Genomic DNA, 20,724 nt, shown 5'->3' on the forward strand with positions numbered 1-20,724 from the left:
GGATTATATCCCGCCACAGGCTCAGGCTTCGAGCGCGTCGAGGATCGCGGCAAGCGCAGCCGGGGCGGTGACGAAATCCATGTGCCGGCAGGCCACCCGCACCGCGCTGTCGGCCTCGTGCGGCAGGCCGCGCGCGCAGGCGGGCGCGACGATCCCGTCCTCGGCGGACCACAGTGCGATGGTGCGCATCGGCGGCTTGGCGGGCAGATCCACGTCTATCGGCGGCCGATCGACGAGATGACCGTTGATCCGTTCATAGAGCTTCCATGCCCGGTTGGCGCGCGGGTCGCCCGAAAAGGGGCTGCCCAGCGTGATGACGCGATCGACCAGATCGGGGCGCCGCTTGGCGAGTTCGCGCGCATAAAGCCCGCCGAGGCTCCAGCCGACCAGCGAGACGGGGGTGCCTTCCGCTTGCGCGATCGCCTCCAGCCGCGCCGCCAGCCGGTCGAGCAGGTCGGGCGTCACGCCCCGGTTCATGCCCAGCCCCCAGCCATGGGGCGCATAGCCGGCGATACGCAGCATTCGCCGCAACCGGCTGGTCATCGGATCGCCGGCCAGGAAGCCGGGGATCACCATCACCGCGCGCCCGTCGCCGCGCCGGGCCGCGGCGATCCGCCGCGCTGTCCGGGCGGTGAAGGGCCATGTCACCAGCGCCGATCCTTCGGCCAGGAACCGCCCCAGCGGCGGAATGGTGGCATCGACCACGGCAGGATAATCGGAAGGCGGCGACATCGGATCGGGCATGGGGACGAGCCTATTGCATGGACCCGAATGGCGGAAGAGCGCTTGGCGTCCTCCGCTTGCGGCCCGCCCGATCATGCCGAATAAGCAGGCCATGACCGATCCCGCCCGCCGCCACGCGCCTGCCACCGCCCGCAATCGCGATCCGATCCTCGCGGTGCTCCGCGATGTCCTGCCCTCCGCCGGGCTGGTGCTGGAGGTGGCGAGCGGCACGGGCGAACATGCCGTCCACTTCGCCGCGGCCCTGCCCGGCCTTGTCTGGCAACCGAGCGATCCCGATCCGCAGGCCCGCGCCTCGATCGCCGGCTGGGCGGCCGAGGCCGGCCTCGCCAATCTCCGTCCGCCGATCGCGCTCGATGCGACGGCCACGGACTGGCCGATCGACCGTGCCGACGCGCTCGTCTGCATCAACATGGTCCACATCAGCCCATGGGCCGCAACGCTGGGCCTGTTCGCAGGCGCCGCCCGCATCCTGCCGCCGGGCGCGCCGCTGGTCCTTTACGGCCCCTATTTCCGCGCCGAGATCGAGACCGCGCCCGGCAACCGCGCCTTCGATGCCGACCTCAAGGCCCGCAACCCCGAATGGGGGCTGCGCGACCTTGCCGAAATCGGCGCCGTGGCTGCGGATGCGGGCTTCGCCCGTGAGGCGGTGGCCGAAATGCCGGCGAACAACCTTACAGTCGTGTTTCGGCGAAGCTGACTCCACGCCCGTCATGCTGACGATGCGGGAGGAGGGAGGCGTTGCGCCTCCCTTATCCCAGCCGCTTGAGCGCCGCGCCCAGCCGTTCCGCCTCGGCGGAACGTTCGGCATGGTCGGTCCGCGCCTTGGCGACGGCCTCGGGTTTGGCCTTCTCGGCGAAGCCCGGCGATTCCAGCCGCTTGGCCAGCGCGTCGCGCTCCTTCTCCGCCGCCGCGATCGCCTTGGCGAGGCGGGCTTTCTCGGCGGCGATATCGATCACGCCTTCCAGCGGCAGCACGAAGGTGGCCTCGTCCACCACCACCTGCGCGGCGCCGCCGGCGGGTGCGGGATCGTTGCTCACGGTGATGCGCGCCAGCCGCGCGATCGCCGCCGCCTGCCGATCGATCCGGGCCAGCGTTTCCGCGCCGGCATCGTGGACATGGGCCTCCAGCCGCGCGCCCGGCGGCACGTTCAGCTCGGAGCGCGCCGCGCGCACCTCGCCCACCAGCCGGATCAGCCAGTCGATCTCCTTCTGCGCCGCCGGATCGAGCGCGCGCGCATCCGCCATCGGCCAGCGGGCGACGATCAGGTCATAGGGCCGATCGCCCAGCGCGTGCCACAGCTCCTCGGTGATGAAGGGCATGAACGGGTGGAGCATCACCAATATCTGGTCCAGCACCCAGCCGGCGACCGCGCGGGTCTCGGCAGCGGCCACGCCCTCCTCGGCGAACAGCGGCTTGATCAGCTCCAGATACCAGTCGCAGAAGGTCGCCCAGACGAACTGGTAGATGCTGTTGGCGCTTTCGTCGAAGCGCAGGTCGGCCAGCGCGATATCCAGCGCCTGCACCGTCTTCACCGTCTCGGCGATGATCCAGCGGTTGACGGCGAGGTCGGCCGCCGGCGGCTCCAGCGTGGCCGATGCGCCGATCCCGTTCGACTGGCAGAAGCGCGCGGCGTTCCACAGCTTGGTCGCGAAGTTGCGATAGCCTTCGACCCGCTTCTCATCCAGCTTGATGTCGCGCCCCTGGCTCTCCATCGCCGCCAGCGTGAAGCGCAGCGCATCCGCGCCATATTTGTCGATCAGGCCCAGCGGATCGACCGTGTTGCCCTTGGACTTGGACATCTTCTGCCCCTGGGCATCGCGGACGAGGCCATGGAGGTAGAGCGTCTTCCACGGCACTTCCTTCATGAAGTGCAGCCCCTGCATCGCCATGCGCGCATCCCAGAAGAACAGGATGTCGAAGCCGGAGATCAGCACGTCGTTGGGATAATGCTTGGCGAGCTTCACGGTATCTTCCGGCCAGCCCAGCGTGCCGAACGGCCACAGCGCGGAGGAGAACCAGGTATCGAGCACGTCGCTGTCGCGCGTGATCGCCTTGTTGCCGGCCAGCGCCTGCGCCGCTGCCTCGTCCTCGGCCACATAGACCTGGCCGTCCTCGTCATACCAGGCCGGGATCTGGTGGCCCCACCAGAGCTGGCGGCTGACGCACCAGGGCTGGATATTCTCCAGCCAGTTGAACCAGGTCTTCTTCCAGGTTTCCGGCACGACGCGGATGTCGCCGTCGCGCACCGCCGCGATCGCGGGCTTGGCCAGCGTCTCGGCATCGACATACCATTGGTCGGTCAGCCACGGTTCGATGACGACGCCCGAACGGTCGCCATAAGGCGTCTGGATCGTCCGGGGCTCGCCGTCATGCGCGTTGCCGTCCTTGTCCACGTGGGGGATGAGGACGCCGTCCTGCTTCAGCCGCTCGATCACCAGCTTGCGCGCATCGAAGCGGTCCAGGCCGAGGAATTCGTCCGGGATCAGCCCGTCGGCCGTCTGCACCACCTTCGCATCGGCATCGAGCATGTTGAGCATGTCCGCCGGGCGGAAGCCGGCGCGCTTGCCCACCTCGAAATCGTTGAAGTCGTGGCCGGGCGTGATCTTCACCGCGCCCGATCCCAGCTCGGGATCGGCATGGGCATCGGCGACGATCGGGATCAGCCGGCCGGTGATCGGCAGGCGCACATTTTTGCCGATCAGCGCGATATAGCGCTCATCCTCCGGGTTCACGGCGACGGCCATGTCGGCCAGCATCGTTTCCGGCCGGGTGGTGGCGACCGTGATGGTGCCGGAACCGTCCTCCAGCGGATAGGCGAAGTGCCAGAACCTGCCGCTGACCTCCCTGGTCTCGACCTCCAGGTCCGAAATCGCCGTCTTCAGGCCCGGATCCCAGTTCACCAGCCTTTTGTCGCGATAGAGCAGGCCCTGATTGTAGAGATCGACGAACACCTTGATGACGGCGCGGCTGAAGCCCTCGTCCATCGTGAAGCGTTCGTTCGCCCAGTCGCACGACGCGCCCAGCCGGCGAAGCTGGCGGGTGATCTGGCCGCCGCTCTCGGCCTTCCACTCCCACACCTTCGCCACGAAATCCTCGCGGCTGTAATCGGTGCGCTTTTCGCCCCTGGCGTTCATCTGCCGTTCGACCACCATCTGGGTGGCGATGCCGGCATGATCGGTGCCGGCCACCCACAGCGCATCCTTGCCCTGCAGGCGGGCATGGCGGATCAGGATGTCCTGCAGGCTGTTGTCCAGCGCATGGCCGATATGCAGGCTGCCCGTCACGTTGGGCGGCGGCATCACGATGGTATAAGGCTCCGCATCCGGCCGCTCGGGGCGGAAGCGCCCTTCCCCTTCCCAATGGGCATACCAGCGGGCTTCGATGGCGGCGGGGTCGAATGTCTTGGCGAGTTCGGTCATGTCGGCGGCTTTAGAGCGAATCCGGGGCGGATGGAAACAGCTAGCTACCTCTAAGACGCGGTACTTAGCTTAGGCTCCCATATCGGGGGGAGCTAAGCCTAAGCTGACGTCCTTTGGGGAACCTACATCTAGCCTCCTTCCCCCAACCCACCAAGCACCTGGGATTCATTTCGGATCGCATACATCCCCGATTTCCCCGTTATCCACAGGGGGTATCGCCCGATTTCCGCTTGGCCGACTCGCCGGTTCATGAGAGCCTCAATGCGTGGTCGAAAGAGATAGACCCTCCGGAAACGGCAGTCTTTTCAACTAGATCGCAATGCCAAGCCGCGTGACCAGATCCCGGCCCCAAGCCTGAGGATCACGGAAGCAGAAGGCGAGGCGGGCTTACGCCCGAACGGCACCAGCCAGCGGAATGCCATATGGCATCCACCGCCCGGCCCGGACCACGAAGGCAGAGCCAGGCGGAAGCGGTTACGGGCCATCCGGTCCGGCCATGCGCCGCCAAACGCCAGGGAGGCGAACCCGCCCGCAAGGCGCGGACAAGCCATGAACCGGCGCAATGGGGGTTGGCGGCGACGCCAGCCCCCATTGACCTTTCCGGGAGGTGGCCCTGCAGGGCCTGCCGGGGATCGGCCGTTCCTTTTCCATCGCACTCGGGGCTGGAACCGGGGCCGTGCGGCGGCGACGGGCGACGGGCGTGAAAGTCTCTCGGCAGCGGTCGGGAACAGGCCGCTCCCGAACCAAGACAGGATCACGGCGCCTTGCTGGTCGGGTAAGCTGCCCCCGGCGCATCCGCAGGGGGGCCAGCCTTATTCCACCCAATCCTTGCGCGCATAGCCCTGCGCATAAAGCAGCGCCGTCAGGTCGCCGCAATCGATCCGCGCGCCCGCTGCGGCGGCCGTCCTGGGCTTGGCATGATAAGCGACGCCCAGCCCCGCCGCCTGGATCATCGGAATGTCGTTGGCGCCGTCGCCCACCGCCAGCGTCGCCGAAAGGTCGATCCCCATCGCCGCGGCTTCGGCGACCAGCGTCTCGCGCTTGGTGGCGGCGCCCACGATCGGCCGGGCGACAGTGCCGGTGAGTTTTCCATCGGCCACGCCCAGCATGTTGGAAAGCGCGCGATCGAAGCCGATGTCCGCCGCCACCCGATCGGCGAACACGGTGAAGCCGCCGGACACCAGCACGCAGCGCGCGCCATGGGCCTTCATCGTCCGGATCAGCGGCTTGGCTCCGGCCATGATCCGCACGCGCTCGACATGGCAGCGGTCGATCGCGGCGGCGTCGAGATCCTTGAGCAGAGCCACGCGGGCATCCAGCGCCGCCTCGAAATCCAGCTCGCCGCGCATCGCGCGCTCGGTGACTTCGGCGATCTCGGCCTTGATCCCGGCATAATCGGCCAGCTCGTCGATGCATTCGATGGTGATCATGGTCGAATCCATGTCCGCCACCAGCAGCCGCTTGGCCCGGCCCGCCTCCGGCTGCACCACCACATCGGCCATCGGTTCCAGCACGGCCCGCGCCGTCACGGGATCGGCGGCGAAGGCGAGGTCCAGCGCATAACCCTCGTCGATCCAGCGCCCCACCACGGGCGCGCAGCCCGCCTCCGCCAGCGCGAGCCGCGCGCGATCGGAAATTTCGGGCACGAGGCTGCCGTCCGTTGCTATCAGCGTGGCGATGAACACGAAGGACTCCCTGGGAATCGAGGCCGGAGGATCGCCGGACTCCGTAAGGCCGGCGGTGGCGCTCATCGCAGGGTCGACGGCCAGCGGCAAGTCGGCATTGGCGCTGGCGCTGGCGGAAATTTCCGGCGGGGTGGTGATCAACGCCGATGCCTCGCAGGTCTATCGCGACCTCCGCATCCTTTCCGCCCGCCCTTCCCCGGCAGAGGAAGCCCGCGCGCCCCACCGCCTGTTCGGCCATGTCGACGGCGCGGAAAGCTGCTCCGCCGCGCGCTGGGCCGATGAGGCGAAGGCGCAGATCGCCGCCGCGCACGCCGCCGGCCGCCTGCCGATCCTCGTCGGCGGCACCGGGCTCTATATCCGCACGCTGCTGGACGGCATCGCCCCGGTGCCCGATATCGATCCCGACATCCGCGCCACCGTCCGCGCGCTGCCCGTGGCCGAGGCTCATGCCGCGCTCATCGGCGAGGACCCGGCGGCCGCCGCCCGCCTGCACCCCGCCGACACCACGCGCGTCGCCCGCGCGCTGGAGGTGATCCGCTCCACCGGCCGGCCGATCGCCGCCTGGCAGGCCGCGCGCGAAGGCGGGATCGGCGATGCGGCGCGCATCGTCCCCGCCATCCTGCTACCGCCGCGCGACTGGCTCCGCGCCCGCTGCAACGCGCGCTTCGAAACGATGCTGGATGAAGGCGCGATCGCCGAGGTGGAGGCCCTGCTGGCCCGCCGGCTCGATCCCGGCCTGCCGGTGATGCGGGCGATCGGCGTGCCGGAAATCGCGGATTTCCTGGCCGGGCGAATCGACCGCGCGGCCATGGTCGAACGCGCGACCGCCGCCACCCGCCAATATGCCAAGCGCCAATATACCTGGTTCCGCCAGCAGCCCCCCGCGCAATGGCGAAAGGTGGACGCGCAACTCGACAACGCGATGATCGCGAATCTAGCAAGATTATTACGCGATGAGGCGTTGACAGGTTAGTTTCTTGCCACTAGGCAACCCGATCTTTGGCGCCATTGTGCGCCGCGAAGGGAAACGGGTGTTTCGGCATGGTGCCGATGGCGTTATGCCGCCTGCTTGTTTGATGGACGAAAGGACGAATGCGATGACTGCCGAACGTTCCGGCGCGGACATCCTGATCGAGGCGCTGACCGATCTCGGCGTCGAGATCGTGTTCGGCTATCCGGGCGGAGCGGTGCTTCCCATTTACGACGCGCTCTTCAAGCAGAAGAAGATCCGTCACATCCTCGTCCGCCAGGAAGGCGGCGCGGCGCACGCGGCGGAAGGCTATGCCCGCTCCACCGGCAAGCCCGGCGTCGTCCTCGTCACGTCCGGCCCCGGCGCCACCAATGCCGTCACCGGCATTGCCGATGCCCTGCTCGATTCCATCCCGATGGTCGTCATCACCGGCCAGGTCGGCACGCCGCTGATCGGCACCGATGCCTTCCAGGAATGCGATACCGTCGGCATCACGCGGCACTGCACCAAGCATAATTATCTGGTGAAGGACCCCGCGAAGCTGGGCGACATCGTGCACGAGGCGTTCCACATCGCCACGTCCGGCCGGCCCGGCCCGGTCGTCATCGATCTGCCGAAGGACGTGCAGGTCGCAACCGCGCCCTATCGCAAGCCCGCCCCCGGCGCCGTGCTCCACAAGGGCTATCGCCCGCAGGTGAAGGCCGATCCGGTCGCGATCGAGGCCGCGGTCGAGATGCTGGCCGCGGCCGAGCGCCCGGTGCTCTACACCGGCGGCGGCATCATCAATTCCGGTCCGGCGGCCGCGCAGGTGCTGCGCGAGCTGGCCCGCATCACCGGCGCGCCCGTCACCTCCACGCTGATGGGCCTCGGCGCCTTCCCGGCATCCAGCCCGCAATGGCTGGGCATGCTGGGCATGCACGGCACCTATGAAGCCAATCTGGCGATGAACGAGGCGGACCTGATCGTGGCGCTGGGCGCGCGGTTCGACGATCGCGTCACCGGCCGGCTGGATGCCTTCGCCCCCCATTCCCGGAAGATCCACGTCGATATCGATCGATCGTCGATCAACAAGATCGTCCGCGTCGACCTGGGCATCGTCGGCGATGTCGGCCGGGCGATGGAGGATATGGTCAAGCTGTGGAAGGTGCGCCAGCACCAGCCGCAGGACCTGAAGCCCTGGTTCGCGCGGATCGATCAGTGGCGGGCGAAGCAGTGCCTGGCCTACCCGGAATCGATCAAGGAGATCATGCCCCAGCACGCCATCCGGCGGCTGTGGGAAGCCACGCGCGACCGGAACCCGATCATCACCACGGAGGTGGGCCAGCACCAGATGTGGGCCGCCCAGCATTTCCACTTCGAAGGGCCGAACAAGTGGCTCACCAGCGGCGGCCTGGGCACGATGGGCTATGGCCTGCCGGCCGCGATCGGCGCGCAGGTCGGCAATCCCAACGCGCTGGTGATCGACATCGCCGGCGAGGCATCGATCCTGATGAACATCCAGGAAATGTCCACCGCCGCGCAATATCGCCTGCCGGTGAAGGTGTTCATCCTGAACAACGAATATATGGGGATGGTCCGCCAGTGGCAGGACCTCACCTATGGCGGCCGTTATTCGGAAAGCTATTCGGCCGCCCTGCCCGATTTCGTGAAGCTGGCCGAGGCTTATGGCTGGACCGGCCTGCGCATCGAGGGCACGCAGGAACTGGATGCCGGCATCGAGCAGATGTTGAGCACGCCGGGTCCGGTGATGGTGGACTGCCGGGTGGCGAAGCTCGCCAACTGCTTCCCCATGATTCCGAGCGGCGCCGCCCATACCGACATGCTGCTGCAGGCGGACGAGGTATCGGGCGAGATGGACGACGAGGCCAAGGCGCTGGTGTAGCCGAAGGCGGAACCGGCGCCGCAGCCCCGGCGAAGGCCGGGGCCTCACTCCGCAAACCGCACATTTGCCGCACGAGATCCCGGCCTGCGCCGGGATGACGAGAGAAGAGACGAATGCATATCAGGGAAGAAACCGTCGAGCGCCATACGCTCTCCGTCATCGTCGACAACGAGGCGGGCATCCTCGCGCGGATCGCGGGCCTGTTCTCCTCGCGCGGCTACAATATCCAGAGCCTGACCGTCGCCGAGGTGACGGAGGACGAGACGATCAGCCGCATCACCATCGTCACCTCCGGCCCGCGCGCGGTGATCGACCAGATCATCGCCCAGCTCGACCGGCTGGTGAACGTCCACAAGGTGACCGACCTGACCGAGCTTGGCCCCCATGTCGAGCGCGAGCTGGCGCTGGTGAAGGTGAAGGGCACGGGCGATCATCGCATCGAGGCGCTGCGCCTGGCCGAGGTCTATCGCGCCCGCGTGGTCGATGCGACCATCTCCAGCTTCGTGTTCGAGGTGACGGGCGGGTCTGAGAAGATCGACAAGTTCCTCGAGCTGATGCGCGAGGTCGGCCTGGTCGAAGTCGCCCGCACCGGCGTCGCCGCCATCGCCAGGGGCGCCGAGCCCGCCTGAACCCCATCCACATTCATCCCATCCCTCCGGGCATGAGCCGGGAGCATCTCCACAGGAGCATATGATGCGCGTTTATTACGACCGGGACGCCGATATCGGCCTGATCAAGACCAAGAAGGTCGCCATCGTCGGCTATGGCAGCCAGGGCCACGCCCATGCCCAGAACCTGCGCGATTCCGGCGTGACCGAGGTGGCGATCGCGCTGCGCCCCGGTTCGGCCACCGCGAAGAAGGCGGAAGATGCCGGCTTCAAGGTGCTGAGCAACGCCGAGGCCGCCAAGTGGGCGGATATCGTGATGATCCTCGCGCCCGACGAGCATCAGGCCGCGATCTACGAGAACGACCTGAAGGACAATCTGAAGCAGGGCGCGGCCATCGCCTTCGCCCACGGCCTGAACGTCCATTTCGGCCTGATCGAGCCGCGCGCCGACCTCGACGTGTTCATGATCGCGCCCAAGGGCCCCGGCCACACCGTGCGTTCCGAATATCAGCGCGGCGGCGGCGTGCCCTGCCTGATCGCGATCGCGCAGGATGCGAGCGGCAACGCGCATGATGTGGCGCTCTCCTACGCCTCCGCCGTGGGCGGCGGCCGTTCGGGCGTGATCGAGACGACCTTCAAGGAAGAGTGCGAAACCGACCTGTTCGGCGAGCAGGCCGTGCTGTGCGGCGGCCTTTCCCACCTGATCCAGGCGGGCTTCGAAACGCTGGTCGAGGCCGGCTACGCCCCGGAAATGGCCTATTTCGAATGCCTCCACGAGGTGAAGCTGATCGTCGACCTGATGTATGAGGGCGGCATCGCCAACATGCGCTATTCGATCTCCAACACCGCCGAATATGGCGACATCACCACCGGCCCGCGCATCATCACCGATGAGACCAAGGCCGAGATGAAGCGCGTGCTGGCCGACATCCAGCAGGGCCGCTTCGTCAAGAACTTCATCCTCGACAACCGCGCCGGCCAGCCGGAGCTGAAGGCCAGCCGCAAGCTCGCCGCCGAGCATCCGATCGAGAAGGTCGGCAGCGAGCTGCGCGCGATGATGCCGTGGATCGGCAAGAACAAGCTGGTCGACAAGACCAAGAACTGATCGGCGGCGGGAGGGGCCGCGCGCCGGCCTCTCCCCTTTCGTTTCCGCCTCACCATCCGGGATGCCGCCATGCCCCCGATCGACTGGCAGGCCTTTGCCGCCAAATGGTGCGAAAGCTGGAACGCCCACGATCCCGATCGCGTGCTCGATCATTTCCACGAGGATGTGCTGTTCACCTCGCCGGTGGCGGCCAGCCTCTTTCCCGAAACCGGCGGCACGATCCGGGGCAAGGCCGCGCTCCGGGCCTATTGGTCGGAAGGGCTGAAGCGCATCCCCGACCTGCATTTCACCGTCGAGCGGATCTTCGCCGGCGTGGACACGCTCGTCATCCAGTATCGCAACCAGAAGGGCGTCAGCGTCAGCGAGGTGCTGGTGTTCGAAGGAGGCAAGGTGCGCCGGGGCCACGGCACCTATCCGCTTGCCACGGACGATCCGGCCGGAACGTCACGCTAGCGCCTTGAAACGGCCCCCAGCCGCCGATCCGCCGCGATGACGGCGAGGCACAGCACCAGGAAAAGGGCGAGCAGCCCCGCCACATTGGCCGCCACCCGGCCATAGCCGAGCGCGGCAGCGTCCAGCACCGGATAGGGATATTCGCCCACCACGGCCCCGCGCGCGATCGCGTAGAGCGCATAAGCGAACGGCCACGCCGCCATCGCGCCCGCCGAGCGCCAGCTCGTCCGGCCATGCGGGGCAAAGATGAGCCACCAGCCGGCATAATGAAGCGGCGTGGCATAATGGAGCGCCACGTCCGCCACCTTGAACCAGCCGGCCGGCGCCCAGCTTGCCGCCAGCACGAAATGGTAGAAGGCCATCACGAACAGCATCGCCGCCATCATGCCCGCCCGCACCGCCGGCCGCCGCAGGACGGCCAGCGCCGGCGCGCGGCTCGCGGTGGCGAGATGCACCGCCGCCAGCACGCCGTTGCTCAGGATGGTGAAGAAGCTGAGATAGAAGAGGATGGCGCCGCCGAGGCTCCGGCCGTTCGCCATCCCCGCCGGAATGGTGAGCCCGGCCTGGAGGGCGAGCGCGGCCAGCCCAAGCAGGCAGCCGAAGCCGGCCGCCGCCCTGCCCGCCTTGCCCACCGCGTCGTCCGCCATGCCGCCCTCCCAGCCCCTCGCGGCGATCATGGCGCGGGCCGGCGGGAGGTCAAGGACGGCGCGGTCCTATCCGCGCGCGGCGGCCGCCATCTCCGCATTGCGCCGCGCCGAAGCCGACAGCGTCCGCGCCATCAGTTCCTTTAGCGCGCCATCATGGTCGAGCACGTTCATGCCCTCGCGCGTGCTGCCGCCGGGGCTGGCGACGCGATCGGCAAGCTGGCCCGGCGTCTCGTCCGATCCGGCGGCGAGCAGCGCCGCGCCCTCCACCGTCGCCAGCGCGAGCCGCGCCGCCTGGTCGGCGGGCAGGCCCAGCGCCGTGCCGGCATCGGCCATCGCATCGATGAAACGGAACAGGAAGGCCGGCCCGCAGCCCGAAAGGGCGGTCACGGCATCGAACTGGTCCTCGCGCGCGATCCATTCCACCAGCCCCAGCGGCGCAGTCAGCCGCCCGGCGAGGTCGGCGGCGCCGTCCGAAAGGCCGGCGCCGTGCAGCGCCATCACGCCCTTGCCGATCGCGACGGGCGTGTTCGGCATCACCCGCACCACGCCTTCCGGCGCGGGGAAACGCTGGCGGAGCGAGGCGACCTCCACGCCGGCCAGGATCGATATCAGCAGCGTCTCCCGCTCCAGCGCGGGTGCGATGGCGGGCGCCACGGTATCGAGCAATTGCGGCTTCACCGCCAGCACCACCACCGCCGGGGCCGCGCCATCGGGCGGGGGCGCGGGCCAGGCGATCACGCCTTCGGGCAGGTCCTTCGCGCCGGGATCGATCACGATCACCTGATCCGGGTCCATGCCGGCCGCCAGCCAGCCGCGCAGCATCGCGCCGCCCATATTGCCGGCGCCCACCAGCCATAGCGGCCCTTCGAGAAGCTTCGACACACGCATCTCCCTTGATCGTCCGATGCGCGGATAATGGGTGCGGCGGTCCTTGCCTACCCGTCTCTCAGGCTTCGCCCTGCGTTTCGATCAGGGCGGCGGAAATCGCCTCCTGCGGGGTCTTGTCGGCCCAGAGCACGAACTGGAAGACGGGGTAGAAGCGCTCGCACTCGTCGATCGCGGCTTCCACCAGCGTTTCCGCCTGCTCGATCGTCAGCACCGATTCCTGGTTGCTTTCCAGAAGCGCGGCATGGCGGAACAGCAGCATGCCGGACGTCGCCCACATTTCGAAATGGCCGATCCACAGCTGCTCGTTGATCAGGCCGATCGTCTCGTAGATCGTCGCGCGCTTGTCGGTGGGCACGCGGATGTCGGGCAGGGCCAGGAACTGGAGAACGCGATCCTCCTCGCGCCACACCGCGCGCAGCTCATATTGCGTCCAGCTTCCCTGGAAGGTGGCGACGATCTCCTCATCGCCGTTGCGCTCGTGATTCCAGCCATGGGCCGCGAAATATTGCTCGAGCATCTCGATCGGCGCGCTGGCATCCCGGCCGCTTTCGAAATCATCGACGGTCATAAGCCCCTCCCCACGGGCGCTGGCCGCTCATGGTGAACAAGGCGGCGGAACGTCGCAAGCGTCCGGGTGGGCAACCGGGTCGCTTAACCACGATTAAATTGTGGATGATGGCCTCAGGCTGCGGGCGGCTCGCCACCGGACTTCGCCTTTGCGCTCCTGGCCTTGCCGGTCGCCCCCTCCAATGCGTCCAGCCGGGCCTTCAGCGCGTCCACCTCGTCGCGCGCGGCGGCGGCCATCGCCTTCACCGCCTCGAACTCGTCACGGCTCACGAAATCGAGGCCGCCGATCCATTCCTTGGCGCGCGCGCGCGCGCCCGCTTCCGCCTCGCGGCCCATGCCCGCCAGCGTGCCCGCCGCGCCGTTCAGCATCTTCACGAGATCGTCGAAAATGCGGTTTTCCGATTGCATGACCCTGCGTTTCCTGTGTGCTTAATGGATTATTATAGACTGATCTGGGTCCGAACGCGCCCCGGCGCAAGCGATTCCGCGTCCGGGTTGGCCTGGAGGATCTGGAAGTTCAGCAACGCGGCGAACAGCAGCCAGGCCAGATAGGGCAGCAGCAGCAGCCCCGCCAGCTTCCGAATTCCCCAGAAACGCCACATCGTTACGGCAACGATCAGGATGAGGACCAGGATCAGCCCCAGCGCCGCCGTCACCTGATGCGCCCCGAAAAACAGGGGCGACCAGGCGAGATTGAGCGCGAGCTGCAGCACGAAAAGCGCGATCGCCGCGCCCCGGCCCCGCGCGCCGCGGGCGGACAGGATCAGCGCCAGCGCGAAACCCATCAGCACGTAGAGGATCGTCCAGGCGACGGCGAACACCCGGCCCGGCGGCATGATCGCCGGCTTGCGCAGCGCATCGAACCACGGATTGCCGTAACCGGAATTGGCCAGCCAGCCCGATGCGATGCCCAGCAGCAGCACCAGCGGCACCATCACCAGCGCCCAGCGGACGAACGCCATGCGAAGCTGCCCTTGCGACGCGATCTGCCCCATGCCGTCCCCTGCTCCCCCCAGAGCGATCCGCGCCCGCGGGAATCACGGGCGCTACAGAAATCGCGGCATTAAAGTCGCCCGCGCGGCGCCATGCAATTGGAAATCCGTCACTTGCGCCGTCCCGGCCTTATTCGGCCGGATGCGCCTGCCCACCGCCCAATGCCGCCTCCAGCTTACGCGTCACCGCCAGCGGCGATCCGGTGCGGCGCGCCATCAGCACGTAGAGCACCGGGATCATGAACAAGGTGATGATCGTCGCGATGCTGACGCCCCAGACGACGACCACGCCGATGGAACGCCGCGCCGCCGCGCCCGCGCCGCCCGCCAGCATCAGCGGCACCGCGCCGGCGACGGTGGCGATCGACGTCATCAGGATCGGCCGCAGCCGGCGCACCGCCGCCTGCCGGATCGCATCCAGGAAGGCGACGCCCTCGTCGCGCAACTGGTTGGCGAATTCCACGATCAGGATGCCGTTCTTCGCCGCCAGGCCCACCAGCATGACGATGCCGACCTGGCTGTAGAGATTGAGCGTCTGGCCCATCACCGCCAGCCCGACGATGCCGCCCGCCACTGCCAGCGGCACGGTGGTGATGATCACGCCCGGATGCACGAAGCTTTCGAACTGCGCGGCCAGCACGAGGTAGACGAGCACGATCGTCATCAGGAACACGATCAGGATCGATCCGCCGCTTTCCTTGAAGGCCTGGCTTTCGCCGCGATAGCCGACCGCCGTCACCTCGGGGGATGCGGCCGCCTGCTCCTCCAGGAAGCTGAGCGCCTCGCCCAGCGAATAGCCGGGGGCGAGCCCGCCCGAAAGGGTGATGGCGCGCATCTTGTTGAACCGCCCCAGCTCGCGCGCATCGGCGCTGTCGCGCACGGTGACGAGGTTGGCGAGCGGCACGAGCTGGCCGGACATGGACCGCACATGCACCCGGCCCAGATCCTGCTCGACGCTGCGGCCGGAAGGATCGGCCTGCACGATCACGCGATATTCCTCGCCGCGATCGACATAGGTGGAAACGCGGCGCGAACCCATCAGCGTCTGCAATGCCTGGCTCACCGCGTCCACCGAGACGCCGAGGTCGCCGGCGCGCGCGGTATCCACGTCGATCAGCAGCTGCGGCTTGGTTTCCTTATAATCGGAATCGAGGTTGATGATGCCGGGGTTGTTCGCCGCCGCCGCCAATATCCGGTCGCGCGCGCGGGCCAGCTCCTCATAGGTCGTGCCCGCGATCACGAAGTTCAGCGGCTGGCCGCGCCCGCGGCCCAGCGCCGAAGGCGTGCTGGCATTGCCGCGCATCGCCGGCAGTTCGCTCAGCTTGCCGTTCACCACGTTGATCACGTCCTGGGTGGTGACGGTGCGATCCTCCCAGGGGCGCAGGAACAGGGTCATCGCGCCGCTGTTGAAATCCTCGGTCGCGCCGAAGCTGCCGGGCACGCGGGTCACGGCCCGGCGCACCGCGCCGCCGCTTTCGCCGCCATCCTGGCCGACCAGCGGCAGCACCAGCTTCTCCACTTCCTGCATCTGGCGGTTGAGCTCGTCGAAGCCCGTGCCTTCCGCGGTGTTGAGCTGGAGGAGGACGATGCCCGTATCCTCGGTCGGCGCCAGTTCGGACTGCAGCGTGGTGTAGAGGGCGCCCGCGCCCGCCAGCACCAGCGCCACCGCGCCCAGCACCAGCACCGGCCGGTCGATCGCCTTCGCCAGGGTCCGCGAATAGGCGCTTTCGATCCGGCGGAAGCGATCGTCCACCCATTGCGCCAGCCGGCCGCGTTCCTCGTGCCTGAGCAGCTTGGAACAGAGCATCGGCGCCAGCGTGAGCGCGAGGAAGCCCGAAAAGGCGACCGCGCCGATCATCGCGGCGGCCAGCTCGCGGAACAGCAGGCCCGATTGGCCCGCGATGAACATCACCGGCAGGAACACCGCGCACACCACCACGGTCGTCGAGATGACGGCGAAGCCGACCTGCCGGGTGCCGAGATAGGCCGCCGCCAGCGGGTCCTCGCCCTGCTCTATGCGGTGATAGACATTCTCCAGCACCACGATCGCATCGTCCACCACCAGGCCGATCGCCAGCACCAGCGCCAGCAAGGTCAAAAGGTTGATGGAGAATCCGAACACCCACAGCACCGCGAAGGTCGCCAGCAGGCAGATCGGCACCGTCACGGCCGGGATCAGCGTCGCGCGCCAGCTTCCCAGGAACAGGAAGATCACCGCCACCACCAGCACCGCCGCCTCGCCCATCGTGTGATAGACGGCATCGATCGCGCGGGAGATGAACAGCGAGCTGTCGCTGCCGATCTCCATCGTCATGCCCTTGGGCAGGTTGGGGCGCACCTCGTCGGCCACTTTCTTGGCCGCTTCCGCCACCGCCAGCGTGTTCGCGCCCGATTGGCGGACGATGCCGATGCCCACGCCGGTCTGGCCGTTGGCGCGGAAGGAGGAATAGAGATTCTCCGGCGCTTCCTCCACGCGGGCGACGTCGCCCAGCCGCACCAGATAGCCGCCCTGCCCGCGTCCGACGACGAGCTGGGCGAACTCCGCCGCCGTCGCGAAGGGGCGGTTCACCCGCACCGTGACATTCTGGCGCTGCGCCTCGATGCGGCCGGCCGGCAGCTCCACATTCTGCGTGCGCAGGGCGGTCTCGACATCGCCGGGCGTCAGGCTGAAGGCGGCGAGCCGCTCGGGCTGCAACCACACGCGCATCGCCGGCCGCGCCTCGCCGCCGATCTGCACGCGCGCCACGCCGTCGATGGCGGAAAAGCGATCGACCAGCGTGCGGTCGACATAATCGGAAAGCTGGACGCGCGACCATCCCGGCGGCGCGGAGAAGGTGAACCACAGTACCGGCTGCGCATCGGCGTCCACCTTGCGGATCTCGGGGGGCAACGCATCGTCGGGCAGATCCTCGGCCACGCCGCCCACGCGATCGCGCACGTCGTTGGCGGCATCGTCGATGTTGCGGCCGGGGCTGAACTCCACGGAGATGTCGGAGGTGCCGTCGCGCGATCGCGAGGTGATCGTCTGGATGCCCTCGATGCCGGCCAGCCGTTCCTCGATCAACTGGGTGACGCGGCTCTCGACGACGTTGGCGGCGGCGCCCGTATAGGTCGTCTCCACCGACACGATCGGCGGATCGACATCGGGATATTCGCGCACCGAAAGCGCGAAGAAGGCGACCGCGCCGATGATCGTCAGCAGGATGGACATCACCGCCGCGAAGACCGGGCGCTTCACCGAAACGTCGGAAAGCAGCATCGCCTTACTCCGCCGATGCCTGCTGCGTGGGCTTGGCGGCCGCGGGGCCGGCGGTGCGCACCTTGGCGCCGTCTGCCACCTTCACCACGCCTTCGCCGACGATCTTCTGCCCCGGCTTCAGCCCTTCGGTGATCTCGATCATGCCGTCGCGGCGCACGCCCACCTTCACGGGCGTCCGCTTGACCACGTCGTCCTCGCCGATCAGGAAGACGAAGCGATCCGCCCCCTGGCCGATGATCGCGGGCTCGGGCACGGCCGGCGCCACGCGCGCGCCGGATTCGATCGCCACGGTCAGCAGCATCCCCGGTTTCAGCCGGAGGTCGCCATTGGGCAGCACCGCGCGCACCATCACCGATCGCGTCGCGGGATCGACCACGGGATCGATCGTGGCGATCGTGCCGCGAAACGGCTGGTCGGGGTAGGCGGCGGCGCGCGCCTCGATCGTCTGGCCGGGCTTCACCGCCGACAGCATCGTCTCCGGCACCGGGAAATCCAGCTTGATGCGGGAAATGTCGCTGATCGTCGCGATCTCGGTTCCCGCCGAAACCACCGCGCCCGCCGAAACCGTGCGCAGCGAGGCATAGCCGGCAAAGGGCGCGCGGATCACCCGGTCGCCGATCGACGCGATCGCCTCGGCCGCCTGCGCGCGGGCCGAGGCGGCGGCGGCGATCTGGGCATCGACGCTGGCATTGGTGGCGAAGCCCCGATCCTTCAGCGCCGAAAGGCGGGCGAGCTGCTGCTCCGCCTCGCGGGCGCGGGCGCGGGCATCGGCCAGCTGGGCGTTCTGCTGCCCGGCGGCGAGCACGGCGATCACCTGCCCCTGCGCGACGAAGCCGCCATCCTCGAAATTGATGCGGTCGATCCGCTGCGTCACCGGCGCGGAAAGCGTCACCTGCTCATTGGCGCGCGCGCTGCCGACGGCCTCGATCCGATCGATGAAGCGCGCGGACGCGACGGTCGCCGCCGTCACCAGCGGGGCCTGGCGGGCGTCGCCCTCTTTCTTGCCGGCGCCACAGGACGCGAGCGAAATCATCAAGGCTGGCAAAAGAATATGTCGCATCAGCTTCAGAACATGCTCCGCTAGTCGCCCGGGTCCATACGCAATTTGCGCGCCGCCCCGCCCTTCATGGGCTTGCCGGCGGCCATGGTGGCTTATGCCACGGCCATGCGCCTGGAATATTTCAATATTGATATGTCGCGCGATCCGCACGGTTCATCGCTGGATCTCGCACCCTCCGGGTGCATGCAACGCGCCGCCGGCGGCCGCGCCATCTTTCGACAAATCGACAAGAGGCTTCGACGAACGACAGGGTCGCGCCTGCCGACCGCCATCCGGCCCCGTCATTTCTTCGGCAAAGGCGCCGAAAATCCGTCGCCAAGCAAAAGGGGCGGAGCCCACGGCCCCGCCCCTTCCATGTCGATCCGCCTCTTTTGGGAGGAGGCGGCGTCAGGCGACCTGCTGGTCGTCCCAGGGCGCGTTCAGCGTGCCCCGCGTGATGATCGTCCCGTTCACGCGCGCCCGGAATTCCTGGGCGCGAGCGCGGGGGTTGTAGAATTGGCGATACCAGATGCGCAGCTTGCCGATCGGGCCGTCGCCGAGCACCGCCATCGGGTTGAAGCAGGGGCGCTTGTTGGCCCACACCTCGAAATCCTGGCTGAACGCATCGCACGAGGCCTGCTGATAGGCCCGCGCCATGCCGATCTCCTCCTCGCTCGGCACCGCGCCCGCCACCTTCACGAGCAGGCCGTGCCACACCTTCACGACGCCGTCGTCCACCGGCGTGTGGGTGATGAGGATGATCGACGGGAACTGCCCCGCCATCTGCGAAATCAGGATGCCCGGCCCGGTATACCAGGTGTCGGTGAAGAGCGGCTCGCCCCCTTCGGCCGAAAGCGTGCGGTGGCCGGAGGACATGCGCTGCACGACCTTGTGATCCTCGAAATCATTTTCGAACAGGATCACGTCCTGCGTGCCGTGGATCGGCTCGAAATGGGCGCGATCGGCCATGTTGTCGACGATCTCGACGGGGTGGCTGTTCAGCAGCCCCAGCCGGTCCATCTTCCAGTTCACCCAGTGCGGCGCGCCATATTCGGCGAATTCCGGCAGGTCATATTCGGGCTCGCCACCTTCCGGGTCCCACCACATCCAGATGCAGCCGGCGCGTTCCTTGACCAGCCAGCTTTCCAGCTTGGCCGCTCCCGGCACCTTCTGGGGCGAATAGGGGATCTGGTTGCAGCGGCCGTCCGGGCCGAAGCGCCAGCCATGATAGGGGCAGCGGATCGAATCCCCTTCCACCTGCTTGCCGTCGCGGATCACATAGGATGTGGTGTTGCGGGCCAGATGCGCGCCCATGTGCGGGCAATAGGCATCCACCATGTGAAGCGCGCCGGATTCGCCGCGATACAGCACCATGTCGCGGCCGAAATAGCGCACCGCCAGCGGCTTGGTGCCCTCCAGCTCGTCCGCGTCGGCAACCATGAACCATCCCCTGGGGAAGGTCTGTTCGCCAAGGCCATATTCAGCCGTCGTCGCCATCTTCACTCTCCGCATATTCCGCCCGTGGCCGGGCACCCGCGACTCTTATCGTGGGATGAAACTACCATAAGCGGCGCCATGGCCGACCCGTCCATTTGGACCTGCGGTTCCGCTGGAACCGCTCCCGCCCACGGGGCCGCCCGGCCATCTTGCCGAATTGCGTTGGTCAAAACGCATTATCGCAACGCATTTCGTCACATATTTTCACGCAAGCACCGTCAATGCAAGCTTATTGGCTCATCCGCCTATCGGCCTGAGATCGAACTGGCTGGTCTGGATCACGTCGATCCGCTCGAAATCCATGAACTGGGCGCAGGCTTCGAACATCAGCCGCTTATTCTCCTGCCACTTCGCCGGATCTCCGGGGCCGTCATAATAAGCCGCCTCGTCATGGAAGGCAGCGGCGGGGAAGCATTCCTCCACGATCGCAACGAAGGGCGGGGCGCCGTAGGTCAGCGGCCGCACCACCAGATTCTGGCGATATTCGAAATTGCTCTGCGTCTCGATCGCCACCGCCGTCTGCACCCGCCGCCACTGATAGGCGAATTCCTCATGGCTCATCTTGGGCGGCTGGCCGATGAAGGCGAGCTGGGAGAAGCCCTCGGTGCGCTTTCCCTTCACCGGCGGGTGAAGCTCGTTCGGCAGCGGCACGGATTCGCACACCAGCCAGGCGGCGAAGCGCGGCGCCGCGCGGCCGACGATCTCGTCGATCGCAGCGCGATAGGGATCGTGCGAGCAATGCACCCAAAGCTGGATCACCGCATCCATCTGCGGCCGGATATTGGCGATGCGCGGCACCGTGCCGCCGCCGACATCCTCGTCCGCCACGTTGATGCGCAGCGCCAGCACATGCGGTCCCAGCGCCTCGGCCACCTCGCCCAGAAGCCGCTGCTTGAAGGCGGCCGCATCCACGGCGTCGGATCGCCACAATGCGTAGATTATCTTCTCCATCTCTCTCCATTCCGCTGC

18 protein-coding genes are annotated in these 20,724 nt (G+C 67.7%); 6 read left to right on the forward strand and 12 right to left on the reverse strand.

Annotated features, from left to right (window positions below; translation table 11 throughout):
• Positions 1-21: 21 nt before the first annotated feature.
• Positions 22-744, reverse strand: coding sequence for an esterase/lipase family protein (locus tag CV103_RS08150; protein WP_107394598.1), 723 nt, complete (start codon positions 742-744; stop codon positions 22-24).
• A gap of 91 nt (positions 745-835) precedes the next feature.
• Here CV103_RS08150 and CV103_RS08155 point away from each other — a divergent pair, with 91 nt between their 5' ends.
• The gene (locus tag CV103_RS08155; RefSeq protein WP_107394599.1) at positions 836-1,441 is read left to right on the forward strand and encodes a DUF938 domain-containing protein; all 606 of its coding nucleotides are present in this window, start codon (positions 836-838) and stop codon (positions 1,439-1,441) included.
• 52 nt (positions 1,442-1,493) lie between these two features.
• On the opposite strand, the gene CV103_RS08160 is transcribed toward CV103_RS08155, so the two are convergent.
• Both CV103_RS08160 and serB read right to left on the reverse strand, forming a co-directional pair.
• Positions 1,494-4,163 carry a valine--tRNA ligase gene (locus CV103_RS08160; protein WP_107394600.1) on the reverse strand — a complete coding sequence of 890 codons (2,670 nt, stop codon included), beginning with the start codon at positions 4,161-4,163 and terminating at the stop codon, positions 1,494-1,496.
• Positions 4,164-4,975: 812 nt separating this feature from the next.
• Positions 4,976-5,848: a phosphoserine phosphatase SerB gene (gene serB / locus CV103_RS08165; protein WP_107394652.1), complete on the reverse strand. Its 873-nt coding sequence runs from the start codon at positions 5,846-5,848 to the stop codon at positions 4,976-4,978.
• Here serB and miaA point away from each other — a divergent pair.
• The 5 genes from miaA (at position 5,841) to CV103_RS08190 (ending at position 10,866) form a co-directional block, all read left to right on the forward strand.
• Positions 5,841-6,821: a tRNA (adenosine(37)-N6)-dimethylallyltransferase MiaA gene (miaA, locus tag CV103_RS08170; protein WP_107394653.1), complete on the forward strand. Its 981-nt coding sequence runs from the start codon at positions 5,841-5,843 to the stop codon at positions 6,819-6,821. The genes serB and miaA overlap by 8 nt on opposite strands.
• A 124-nt stretch (positions 6,822-6,945) precedes the next feature.
• On the forward strand, positions 6,946-8,700 hold the full coding sequence (locus CV103_RS08175) for an acetolactate synthase 3 large subunit (protein ID WP_070935506.1): 1,755 nt from the start codon (positions 6,946-6,948) through the stop codon (positions 8,698-8,700).
• Positions 8,701-8,813: 113 nt separating this feature from the next.
• Positions 8,814-9,329, forward strand: a complete 516-nt coding sequence (ilvN, locus tag CV103_RS08180; RefSeq protein ID WP_015459582.1) for an acetolactate synthase small subunit — start codon at positions 8,814-8,816, stop codon at positions 9,327-9,329.
• Between the two features lie 64 nt (positions 9,330-9,393).
• Complete coding sequence (ilvC, locus tag CV103_RS08185) at positions 9,394-10,413, forward strand: ketol-acid reductoisomerase (protein WP_015459581.1); 1,020 nt, start codon at positions 9,394-9,396, stop codon at positions 10,411-10,413.
• Positions 10,414-10,482: 69 nt separating this feature from the next.
• Entirely contained in the window at positions 10,483-10,866 is a 384-nt protein-coding gene (locus CV103_RS08190; RefSeq protein WP_107394601.1) for a nuclear transport factor 2 family protein, read from the forward strand.
• On the opposite strand, the gene CV103_RS08195 is transcribed toward CV103_RS08190, so the two are convergent.
• The 9 genes from CV103_RS08195 to CV103_RS08235 all read right to left on the reverse strand — a co-directional run bounded on the left by CV103_RS08195 (position 10,863) and on the right by CV103_RS08235 (position 20,706).
• Complete coding sequence (locus CV103_RS08195; RefSeq protein WP_170112592.1) at positions 10,863-11,513, reverse strand: Pr6Pr family membrane protein; 651 nt, start codon at positions 11,511-11,513, stop codon at positions 10,863-10,865. The two genes, CV103_RS08190 and CV103_RS08195, sit on opposite strands and share 4 nt — an antisense overlap.
• A gap of 66 nt (positions 11,514-11,579) precedes the next feature.
• Positions 11,580-12,401, reverse strand: coding sequence for a pyrroline-5-carboxylate reductase (gene proC, locus CV103_RS08200; protein WP_107394603.1), 822 nt, complete (start codon positions 12,399-12,401; stop codon positions 11,580-11,582).
• A 58-nt stretch (positions 12,402-12,459) separates the two neighbouring features.
• On the reverse strand, positions 12,460-12,969 hold the full coding sequence (locus CV103_RS08205; protein ID WP_015459578.1) for a type III secretion system chaperone family protein: 510 nt from the start codon (positions 12,967-12,969) through the stop codon (positions 12,460-12,462).
• Positions 12,970-13,082: 113 nt separating this feature from the next.
• Positions 13,083-13,376: an accessory factor UbiK family protein gene (locus CV103_RS08210; RefSeq protein ID WP_015459577.1), complete on the reverse strand. Its 294-nt coding sequence runs from the start codon at positions 13,374-13,376 to the stop codon at positions 13,083-13,085.
• A 32-nt stretch (positions 13,377-13,408) separates the two neighbouring features.
• A complete protein-coding gene (locus CV103_RS08215) occupies positions 13,409-13,963 on the reverse strand; it encodes a TspO/MBR family protein (RefSeq protein ID WP_107394604.1) in 555 nt (184 codons plus the stop codon).
• A gap of 127 nt (positions 13,964-14,090) precedes the next feature.
• Entirely contained in the window at positions 14,091-17,219 is a 3,129-nt protein-coding gene (locus CV103_RS08220; protein ID WP_015459575.1) for an efflux RND transporter permease subunit, read from the reverse strand.
• Between the two features lie 4 nt (positions 17,220-17,223).
• Positions 17,224-18,252 carry an efflux RND transporter periplasmic adaptor subunit gene (locus tag CV103_RS08225; RefSeq protein ID WP_015459574.1) on the reverse strand — a complete coding sequence of 343 codons (1,029 nt, stop codon included), beginning with the start codon at positions 18,250-18,252 and terminating at the stop codon, positions 17,224-17,226.
• Positions 18,253-18,666: 414 nt separating this feature from the next.
• On the reverse strand, positions 18,667-19,755 hold the full coding sequence (locus tag CV103_RS08230) for a 3-ketosteroid-9-alpha-monooxygenase, oxygenase component (RefSeq protein ID WP_015459573.1): 1,089 nt from the start codon (positions 19,753-19,755) through the stop codon (positions 18,667-18,669).
• 237 nt (positions 19,756-19,992) lie between these two features.
• Entirely contained in the window at positions 19,993-20,706 is a 714-nt protein-coding gene (locus CV103_RS08235; protein WP_107394605.1) for an EthD domain-containing protein, read from the reverse strand.
• Positions 20,707-20,724 lie beyond the last annotated feature (18 nt).

This window comes from Edaphosphingomonas fennica (assembly GCF_003034225.1).
Taxonomy (GTDB): Bacteria; Pseudomonadota; Alphaproteobacteria; order Sphingomonadales; family Sphingomonadaceae; genus Sphingomonas_E; species Sphingomonas_E fennica.

Bases quoted from the DNA above. Each gene is read 5' to 3' on its own strand.
- CV103_RS08150 (WP_107394598.1), bottom strand. From the start codon at position 744: ATGCCCGATCCGATGTCGCCGCCTTCCGATTATCCTGCCGTGGTCGAT.
- CV103_RS08155 (WP_107394599.1), top strand. From the start codon at position 836: ATGACCGATCCCGCCCGCCGCCACGCGCCTGCCACCGCCCGCAATCGC.
- CV103_RS08160 (WP_107394600.1), bottom strand. From the start codon at position 4,163: ATGACCGAACTCGCCAAGACATTCGACCCCGCCGCCATCGAAGCCCGC.
- miaA (WP_107394653.1), top strand. From the start codon at position 5,841: ATGAACACGAAGGACTCCCTGGGAATCGAGGCCGGAGGATCGCCGGAC.
- CV103_RS08175 (WP_070935506.1), top strand. From the start codon at position 6,946: ATGACTGCCGAACGTTCCGGCGCGGACATCCTGATCGAGGCGCTGACC.
- ilvN (WP_015459582.1), top strand. From the start codon at position 8,814: ATGCATATCAGGGAAGAAACCGTCGAGCGCCATACGCTCTCCGTCATC.
- ilvC (WP_015459581.1), top strand. From the start codon at position 9,394: ATGCGCGTTTATTACGACCGGGACGCCGATATCGGCCTGATCAAGACC.
- CV103_RS08190 (WP_107394601.1), top strand. From the start codon at position 10,483: ATGCCCCCGATCGACTGGCAGGCCTTTGCCGCCAAATGGTGCGAAAGC.
- CV103_RS08195 (WP_170112592.1), bottom strand. From the start codon at position 11,513: ATGGCGGACGACGCGGTGGGCAAGGCGGGCAGGGCGGCGGCCGGCTTC.
- proC (WP_107394603.1), bottom strand. From the start codon at position 12,401: ATGCGTGTGTCGAAGCTTCTCGAAGGGCCGCTATGGCTGGTGGGCGCC.
- CV103_RS08205 (WP_015459578.1), bottom strand. From the start codon at position 12,969: ATGACCGTCGATGATTTCGAAAGCGGCCGGGATGCCAGCGCGCCGATC.
- CV103_RS08210 (WP_015459577.1), bottom strand. From the start codon at position 13,376: ATGCAATCGGAAAACCGCATTTTCGACGATCTCGTGAAGATGCTGAAC.
- CV103_RS08215 (WP_107394604.1), bottom strand. From the start codon at position 13,963: ATGGGGCAGATCGCGTCGCAAGGGCAGCTTCGCATGGCGTTCGTCCGC.
- CV103_RS08220 (WP_015459575.1), bottom strand. From the start codon at position 17,219: ATGCTGCTTTCCGACGTTTCGGTGAAGCGCCCGGTCTTCGCGGCGGTG.
- CV103_RS08225 (WP_015459574.1), bottom strand. From the start codon at position 18,252: ATGATTTCGCTCGCGTCCTGTGGCGCCGGCAAGAAAGAGGGCGACGCC.
- CV103_RS08230 (WP_015459573.1), bottom strand. From the start codon at position 19,755: ATGGCGACGACGGCTGAATATGGCCTTGGCGAACAGACCTTCCCCAGG.
- CV103_RS08235 (WP_107394605.1), bottom strand. From the start codon at position 20,706: ATGGAGAAGATAATCTACGCATTGTGGCGATCCGACGCCGTGGATGCG.